The organism is Yersinia sp. LJYL362 (assembly GCF_048323875.1).
This window is the reverse complement of the sequence record NZ_JBLWEX010000003.1, coordinates 1-8,024: the sequence shown is the minus strand read 5'-3', so window position 1 is coordinate 8,024 and position 8,024 is coordinate 1. Positions and strand designations below refer to the sequence as shown.

Here is an 8,024-nt window from a genome sequence, read left to right as displayed (position 1 = left end):
GCAACGGCGTGGTGGGCAGTTTTTGTGGATTGCCGAAAGCAAACCAGGCAATGACAGCGACAATCAAAGCACCAACATAGAACCATGAAAAGGCCACATGCTGCGGGATAGGATGGACTTCCATCAACCGTTTGTAGCCCACCTGCCCGATGGCAAAACAGATGTTTGCCGCCTGAACCAGAACCAATCCCCACCAAAAATGTTCACTGAGATGGTCATAGCGAATGATTGCAGCTCCTAGCACCGCCAGCAAAGCACTCAGAGCATAGCTCCAGCGCAAGCGCTGACGCCGCAGCAAATCATAGATTAATGTGACATACAGAGGGGTCATCACGGTGAATAGCAGGAACTCCGGCACGCTCAGATAGATATAGGCGCGGAAGCTGAACAAGTACATGATACCCAGTTGGATTGCGCCCACCGTCATATACAGCACAATCACCCGCCAATTGATATTGCGCCAACGCAGAAAAGGCAAGAAGACCAGCGCTGCCAGCCCGACGCGCATTAGCACAGAGAACCAGCTGTCAACCTGCCCTGCCAGATACTCGCCAATCAGGCTAAAAGAGAATGCCCACAAGATGGTGGTAATGACCAGTAACAACACAATAAGTTGGCTCTTTGAGGTGATAAAACGCAATTGTAGCGGAAGTGGAACACTAATTATTAGCAAAGTCAGTTTACATATGGCTGACAATTAATCTATTGAATCTTTTTCTTACTCCTTAACTTGCAACGGCCTCACAGAGGCGAGTCCCATAGACGGAGCAAGCAATAAGAGAAGCCAACACATATGCATGACGGATACCTGATAATCGACTATCAACTGTCTACTTCATGCAGACAGTCGATGTAGATCACGATTTAACCACGCTTAAATATATCGATAACATTGGCCCGATGATCAACTTCAGAAAGGGTATTTATACTATTCTTCAACTGTATTTTTGATTCAAAACTGAGCACTGCTGATTCTGCTAAAAAACCTTTAGGCAATGAACATAAATCCTCAACATCACCTCGGGATAAATTTACAAACTCTAGAAAGGCTTGTTTTGAAAAAATATTAGATTCAAGTAATAAATTAATACACCGAGGCAACAACCTTACAGACTCGGGTTTACGCTGATCATCCAAAGGTTCACCTTTACGCCATCCTCGAGACGAAAGGCTTTTATAGAGTCGCTGATATTCAATAGAAGATATAAGCTCAAGATCTCGCGCCCTCAAAATCATCGATTGTGCTGACATTCCCCAACGATTTTTAAGTGATACAAAATCTTCTAAGCTTGGGAAAGAAGGTAATTCTGCAGAGAACGCCTCTTCTGGTAGCATAAAACAGGCAGCAAACTTATGTGCTTGTTCTTCAATCGGCTTAAAATTAATACTATCGAGTCGCTTCACATATCTATGTAAAACTAAATGGCCGAGTTCATGAGCGGCATCAAAACGACTGCGGAAATAATTATTTTTATCACTCGCCAATACGACGTAAGGTCTATTCTCTTTCTCATTCCATTGAGAATATCCATCCATCATTACACTACCTTGTTCAAATCGAGAGCAAACTACCCCTGCGTTTTCCATCACTAATAATAGGTCTTGGATAGGTGCAATCCCCAATCCCCAAAATTTTCGACAATCAGAAGCCATTCTCTCTATTGCTTCATCGTCAATAGACCGATAATCAGTAATCTCTAAGTGTGGGATATTCACATTTGGGTAATCTAAATATCTCTGCAAAGAAGCCGATATCTCTTGCAGCCAGCCCATATAAACTTCTGAAGATTTGCATAAATCTTTTGCTGTTGCTGACAATGTTCTAAAGAAAACAGGATTATTCTCTCTCTCATCAACCGCTTTGGTAAACCAACTTACAGGGCAATTTAAAATCTTACCGAGGCAGGTAAGACCTTCTGCATCAGGAGAATGGCTGCCGTTCTCCCATTTTGTTATTGTTGATGGGGAACGCTCAACCAATCTACCCAAGTTAATTTTGGATAACCCTCGAGCTTCTCGCATTTGGGTTAATCTTTCTGGTTGAAATCCTGATATTCCCACTCTCATAGTACCGCCGACTTAATTTTCTTGGTCTTTCAGATGCCGTTTCAGTTGAGGTAAAACATTATCAAAAATGATAACTTTTTGCTCACCAGTATATCGTTCTAAAAGTTCAGTTAATGACCAGTTAAAATGGAATCCTTTCAAGTTACTGAAAGGCACCACAACTCTTAAATCGAGCATCCTGCCCTGTGATTCACGATAAGGTGGATTAATATTCAGAAGTAATACACCTAACGTCCCAGTAGGTCCATTATCCATGATTATTTCGCTGAATAAATCAGGTGTGTAGCCTTCCAAGCTTTCGTTGAGTTGAGCTAAGAGTGTCCGATGTTTAGCCGCTTTAATATTTGGCTCATCATAATTAAGTCCAATTCGGCTCATTTTGACACCACCGGAACTTAGGACGACAAAATACTCACCTTTTGGTGAGGTCTCAACACTGCTATGAATAACCCCTGAATTTAATGCTGCGTCTCTAAATGCTGCATTTAACGTATAATGCCTTAATTGTGGCCTGAGTCTTTTTTGTTCAGGAGCCCCCAGATTTAGGGCTGACTCTATTGTTACCTGGTGTGCTGCGGCATACTTCGCATGAAACACATCTTGTATGCTTAGCCATAACTCTCTTGGGAAGGCATTAACAATTAAATCACTAATGTCCTTTTGAACATCGACCTTACTCATTTAGATACCCTGATTTCGTTAACCGGATTTAATCTTAGTTTTTTTTCGTTTTGGCATCAAGGTTGATATGAGCATTATTGTCGCGATGTGATGAGTATCCCTCTCCAATGTAAGTCGAACCAAATTTACAATACGCTGTTAGCAGCTCAATCTTTAGCCAATCGTATTGGCTAAATCCCGACACCAATAATGGTCAGGATCAGTGGTGTGGTGACGGCGGCCAAGAGAGTCGACATCACTAAACTCGCGGCGGCGGGGCCGGTCAGCACATTAAATTGGCGCGACATCAGATAGACGTTTACACCCGTTGCCATTGACCCGAGCAATACCACCACCTGTGTTTCCAGCGCGGGTAAATTCATTGCCCATGCCAGCGCCCATATCACCATCGGCTGCACTATCAGTTTCAGAAAACAGATAGCACTGCTGATTTGCCAACCCTCACTCACGCGGTATTCTGCCAACCCCATTCCCAACACAATCAATGACAGCGGCGGAGCCACCTGCCCCAGCATAGTGACCGGTTGGTCAATAAACTGCGGCAATTGCAAACCGGTCAGGCTGAATAATGTGCCGGAAATAATGCCTATAATCAGTGGGTTAGTCAGTACACTACGGGCGGTTTTCGCAAACCCGGCTAACGTTGGTGAGCCATTGCGCGCCCATTCCACCGAGATAGTGACTAATGTCCACAAGATCAATCCGTTAAATACCAATACCAACGCCACTGCGGGAATAGATTTTTCCCCCAGCATAATGGTGGCGATGGGTAGCCCCAGCATCACGTTATTGGAAAAAATCCCCCCGAGGGCAAATACCGAGCCGGATACACCATCCAGATGAAATACCCGGCTGGCGATAATGCGCCCGATAACAAAGACCACCAGACAGCTGCCAAAAAAGGCAATCAGCAAGCGAGCATCTACCGCCGGGCGTTCGGAGAAATCACACATCATACGAAACAGCATGGCAGGCAATGCGAGGGTGAAGACAAAGCGGGTCAGGCCATCGGTAATCGTGGATGGCCATTTACCTAATCGAACCAAACCGTAGCCCAGTGCGAGTAGAACAAATAGCGGTGAAGATAAGACAATCTGGTGCCAGAGCGAAATAACAAAGGCGGGCATGGTTCACTTCCTGTCAAACCGGGCCAAGTCAGCCCGTAAATGTAAGAATGGCTGACCGCTCTGTTTCCTGTTCTGTTTATATCAAAATCATTGGAGTGACAGGTAGGCAGCAAACGAGCACATCCCGATGAGCATACTTATTTTTTTAAGGTCAAAACAAGTATGTGACTCGGGTTAATGAGCGCAGCTAACGCCCCTGTGGCTTCAAGGACGAGGATATATCAAATCTATACGGTCAGTACAGATACAGTCAACGCCCCAATTTAACAATTCTTGCGCCCGCACCGGTTGGTTGACGGTATAGACCAAAATACGCAGCCCGGCGGCTTTGAGTAACGCCACTCGCTCGGCTGTCAGTTGTTTATGGTTGATATGCAAAGAAACGCAATCCAACTGTCGGGTCATCGCCTGCCAATTATCATCCCATTTATCCAGCAATAAACCGCGCGGTAGCTCAGGTGCGGCATGCTGTGCTGCGGCTAATGCATCAAACGAAAATGACGATAACAAGGGCGGAATCACCTGACCTTGCCATAATAAACGGGCAGCCAGTGCAATGGCCCGGCCAGTAGGGATTTCAGTCCCGGTAGTCGGTTTAATTTCAATATTTGCCGCCATACCATACTGGGCACAGCAGGCCGCCACCTCAGAGAGCAATGGCAGGCGCTCACCACGAAATGCGGTGCTATACCAGTCACCGGCATCCAACTGAATCAGCTTTTCCCAAGGCAAATCTCCGGCCACACCCCAGCCATTGCTGGTGCGCTCCAGAGAGTCGTCATGCAGCAGAAATATCTGCCCGTCTTGCGATAATTTGGCATCAAACTCAATCATTGTGTGGCCGTGACGCGCGCCCACATCAATCGCCGCTAAGGTATTTTCTGGCGCTAATGAACCGCCACCGCGATGAGCAACAATAGTTGGATAAGGCCAGTCTTTACTCATGATTCCATCCGTAGTCCGCTTTCTGAATCAAAAAAGTGCAGCGCCGCAGGCGGCAGATACAAGTACAACATACTGCCCGCAGCGGGCATTTCTTCATGGGATAAACGGGCGATCATACTCTGCCCGCCCCACTGCCCGTGCGCTAAATTATCCGCGCCCAATAATTCGAGCGTTAATAAAGCCATAGGCACTCCCTGCGCTGACGTTTTTTGCTGAGATGTCGTTGGCTGAGATACCGTTTGCTGAATATGCTCCGGACGGATACCCAGGGTCAAGCGCCTACCTGCCCATTGTGGCCGTGGCACTTCCAGCGGCAGAGTCATTCCATCCGCTAAAATAAAGGCTCGCCCATCCGGGCTGACGGTGCCAGCTAACAGGTTCATCGCCGGTGAGCCGATAAAGCTGGCAACAAATAGAGTCGCAGGTCGTTGATACACTTCACTTGGCGTACCAATTTGCTCCGCCACGCCTTTGTTCATCACAATCACCCGCTGGGCCAGCGTCATGGCTTCAACTTGGTCATGAGTGACATACAAACTGGTGGTTTTTAATCGCCGATGTAACTGTTGCAGCTCAAGGCGCATCTGTACCCGCAGCTTGGCATCCAGATTAGACAAGGGTTCATCAAAGAGGAATACGGCGGGTTCGCGTACAATCGCGCGCCCCATCGCAACTCGCTGGCGCTGACCGCCGGATAACTCGCGCGGTTTGCGTTTGAGCAGCGGTTCTAGTTCCAAAATACGAGCGGCTTCATCCACGCGTTGTCGGATCTGCGCTTTACCAAAACCCCGAATTTTCAGGCCATAAGCCATATTGTCAAACACACTCATATGGGGATATAGCGCATAGTTCTGGAACACCATGGCGATGCCACGATCTTTGGGTTCCATATCCGTCACCCGCAGATTATCGATATAGATATCTCCGCTGGTAGTACGTTCTAGCCCTGCGACCATACGCAGCAATGTCGATTTACCGCAACCGGACGGGCCGACCATCACGATGAATTCACCATCAGCGACATCTAAATCAATCTGCTTTATTACTGGCGTCACGCCGTCATAAGATTTGGTTACTGCCTGAAGCTTTAAACATGCCATATCAGATTACTTCTCACTGTCTACCAGGCCGCGTACAAACCAACGCTGCATCAGAAGGACCACCGCGACCGGTGGAATTAAAGTCAAAATCATTGCTGCCATCACCTGATTCCACTGAGTTGGAGCGCCTGAACTGGAAATCATGCTTCTGATTCCCGCTACCGCCGTACCCATAGAAGCATCGCTGGTAATCAGGATTGGCCAGAGATATTGGTTCCAACCATAGATAAAAGTGATAACAAACAGGGCGGCCAAATTGGTTTTGGATAGCGGTAAAACGATATCCCAGAAAAAGCGCATAGCGCCCGCCCCATCAATGCGCGCTGCTTCTAATAGCTCATCTGGCAAGGTCATAAAGAACTGGCGGAATAAGAAAGTGGCGGTAGCGGATGCCATCAGCGGCAGAGTCAGACCGGTGTAGCTATCCAGCATATTCAGGTTGGCAATGACTTGAATCGTTGGGAAAATTCGCACTTCAACCGGCAGCATTAAGGTCAGGAAAATTAGCCAAAAAAACAGGTTACGTAGCGGGAAGCGGAAATAAACGATGGCATAGGCAGACAGCATCGATACCGTGATTTTGCCGACGGTAATCGCCAACGCCATCACAAAGCTATTAAACAGCATCAAGCCAAAAGGTGCGCTGTTATTGCCCACACCAGCATGCCAAATATGGCTGATGTTCTGCCATAAATGCGGGCTAGGAATCAGGGTCATAGGTACCTGGAACACCTGAGTGTCATCCAGAGACGCCGCCACAAAAGCCACGTACAGCGGGAACAGAATCAACAGCACGCCGATAATCAGCATGACGTGGCAAAAGATATCCAGCCCACGGCGATTCTCAATCATTGATAACGCACCTTACGCTCAACAAAGCGGAACTGGATAACCGTCAGGCCAATCACCAGCAACATCAAAACAACTGACTGAGCGGCTGAACTGGATAAATCCAACCCGGCAAAACCTTCGCGGTAAATTTTATAAATCAGGGTGGTGGTCGCCTGCATCGGGCCACCGCCTGTTGCGGCATCAATTACCGGGAAAGTATCAAAGAAGGCATAGACCAGATTCACCACCAGCAGAAAGAAGCTCACCGGTGAAATCAACGGCAACACCAGATTGAAGAAGCGGCGCACTGGCCCGGCTCCGTCAATGGCTGCGGCTTCAACTAATGAGCGTGGGATGGATTGCAGTACAGCAAGGAAAAATAAGAAGTTATAACTGATTTGCTTCCACACTGATGCTAGCACCACCAGAAACATCGCCTGCCCGCTATTTTGGGCGTGATTCCAGTTGTAGCCGAGTGTGGCCAGAAAATGAGTGATCAACCCCAGCCCCGGATTGAACAAAAAGATCCACAATACTGCCGCCACGGCAGGGGCTACGGCATAAGGTAAAATCATTAAAGTTTGATAGATGCGACTGCCACGTAAAACATAATCCACCATCGCCGCCAAAAATAACGACACCACCAGGCCAATTCCCGCCACCAGCAAGCTAAAAATCAGTGTGGTGTAAAATGAAGCTAAATAATATTCATCGTGAAACAGCGCAATGAAGTTACTCAGCCCAACAAATTCGCTGGAGAGGCCGAATGGGTCCAGCATTTGCACCGAATACCACAACGCTTCGCCCGCTGGCCATAAGAAGAAAACCGCAGTGATGGCCAGTTGCGGTAATACCAACAGGTAAGGTAACCAACTACAGGAAAAACCGGGACGGGAAGATGACATAGAATTAACCGTTTATCGGACGGGGCGATTAGCGCCAAAGCGCCAAGCGAAAACACCACATCCAGATTCAATACAGTACAAGACTATTTGGCGTTACTGGCGCAGCCAGTTTGAGTGCGGCCAGCGCACAGGTCCCGGAGCGTACACATAGTACGTGAGGAGACCGAGCACTGCCCAATCCCAAACTGGCAAGTAAAGTAGCCAAATTATCTTATTTGTTCGTTTGCTCGAAGCGGCGCAACAACACATCACCTCGTGACACAGCGGTATCTAATGCTTGCTGTGGCGTTTTCTTGCCAGTCCAAACACCTTCCAGTTCTTCATCCACCACCGTGCGAATCTGTGGCATATTGCCCAAACGCAAGCCC

8 protein-coding genes and 1 pseudogene are annotated in these 8,024 nt (G+C 47.6%); all 9 read right to left on the bottom strand.

All coding sequences use genetic code 11. The annotated features are described in order from the left end of the window. Positions 1 to 607: EamA family transporter (locus ACNSO8_RS00115; protein WP_418393460.1), on the bottom strand; the 607-nt coding region annotated here is incomplete at its 3' end. Between the two features lie 257 nt (positions 608 to 864). Next, positions 865 to 2,067 (bottom strand): helix-turn-helix domain-containing protein, encoded by a 1,203-nt coding sequence (locus tag ACNSO8_RS00110; RefSeq protein WP_418393459.1) that lies wholly within the window; start codon positions 2,065 to 2,067, stop codon positions 865 to 867. A gap of 12 nt (positions 2,068 to 2,079) precedes the next feature. Next, entirely contained in the window at positions 2,080 to 2,748 is a 669-nt protein-coding gene (locus ACNSO8_RS00105; RefSeq protein ID WP_418393458.1) for a hypothetical protein, read from the bottom strand. 170 nt (positions 2,749 to 2,918) lie between these two features. Beyond that, positions 2,919 to 3,875: an AEC family transporter gene (locus ACNSO8_RS00100; RefSeq protein ID WP_418393457.1), complete on the bottom strand. Its 957-nt coding sequence runs from the start codon at positions 3,873 to 3,875 to the stop codon at positions 2,919 to 2,921. A 204-nt stretch (positions 3,876 to 4,079) separates the two neighbouring features. Next, on the bottom strand, positions 4,080 to 4,820 hold the full coding sequence (gene ugpQ, locus ACNSO8_RS00095) for a glycerophosphodiester phosphodiesterase (RefSeq protein WP_418393456.1): 741 nt from the start codon (positions 4,818 to 4,820) through the stop codon (positions 4,080 to 4,082). After that, positions 4,817 to 5,920: a sn-glycerol-3-phosphate import ATP-binding protein UgpC gene (locus ACNSO8_RS00090; RefSeq protein ID WP_418393455.1), complete on the bottom strand. Its 1,104-nt coding sequence runs from the start codon at positions 5,918 to 5,920 to the stop codon at positions 4,817 to 4,819. Before ACNSO8_RS00090 ends, ugpQ begins: the two co-directional genes overlap by 4 nt. Before the next feature lie 6 nt (positions 5,921 to 5,926). Continuing rightward, positions 5,927 to 6,772 (bottom strand): sn-glycerol-3-phosphate ABC transporter permease UgpE, encoded by an 846-nt coding sequence (ugpE, locus tag ACNSO8_RS00085; RefSeq protein WP_418393454.1) that lies wholly within the window; start codon positions 6,770 to 6,772, stop codon positions 5,927 to 5,929. Next, positions 6,769 to 7,656, bottom strand: coding sequence for a sn-glycerol-3-phosphate ABC transporter permease UgpA (ugpA, locus tag ACNSO8_RS00080; RefSeq protein ID WP_418393453.1), 888 nt, complete (start codon positions 7,654 to 7,656; stop codon positions 6,769 to 6,771). The genes ugpE and ugpA overlap by 4 nt, the downstream gene beginning before the upstream one ends. A 211-nt stretch (positions 7,657 to 7,867) precedes the next feature. Beyond that, positions 7,868 to 8,024, bottom strand: a pseudogene (locus tag ACNSO8_RS00075) (sn-glycerol-3-phosphate ABC transporter substrate-binding protein); the annotation flags it as partial.

Coding starts and splice junctions, on each gene's coding strand:
- ACNSO8_RS00110 (WP_418393459.1), bottom strand. CDS start 2,067: ATGAGAGTGGGAATATCAGGATTTCAACCAGAAAGATTAACCCAAATG.
- ACNSO8_RS00105 (WP_418393458.1), bottom strand. CDS start 2,748: ATGAGTAAGGTCGATGTTCAAAAGGACATTAGTGATTTAATTGTTAAT.
- ACNSO8_RS00100 (WP_418393457.1), bottom strand. CDS start 3,875: ATGCCCGCCTTTGTTATTTCGCTCTGGCACCAGATTGTCTTATCTTCA.
- ugpQ (WP_418393456.1), bottom strand. CDS start 4,820: ATGAGTAAAGACTGGCCTTATCCAACTATTGTTGCTCATCGCGGTGGC.
- ACNSO8_RS00090 (WP_418393455.1), bottom strand. CDS start 5,920: ATGGCATGTTTAAAGCTTCAGGCAGTAACCAAATCTTATGACGGCGTG.
- ugpE (WP_418393454.1), bottom strand. CDS start 6,772: ATGATTGAGAATCGCCGTGGGCTGGATATCTTTTGCCACGTCATGCTG.
- ugpA (WP_418393453.1), bottom strand. CDS start 7,656: ATGTCATCTTCCCGTCCCGGTTTTTCCTGTAGTTGGTTACCTTACCTG.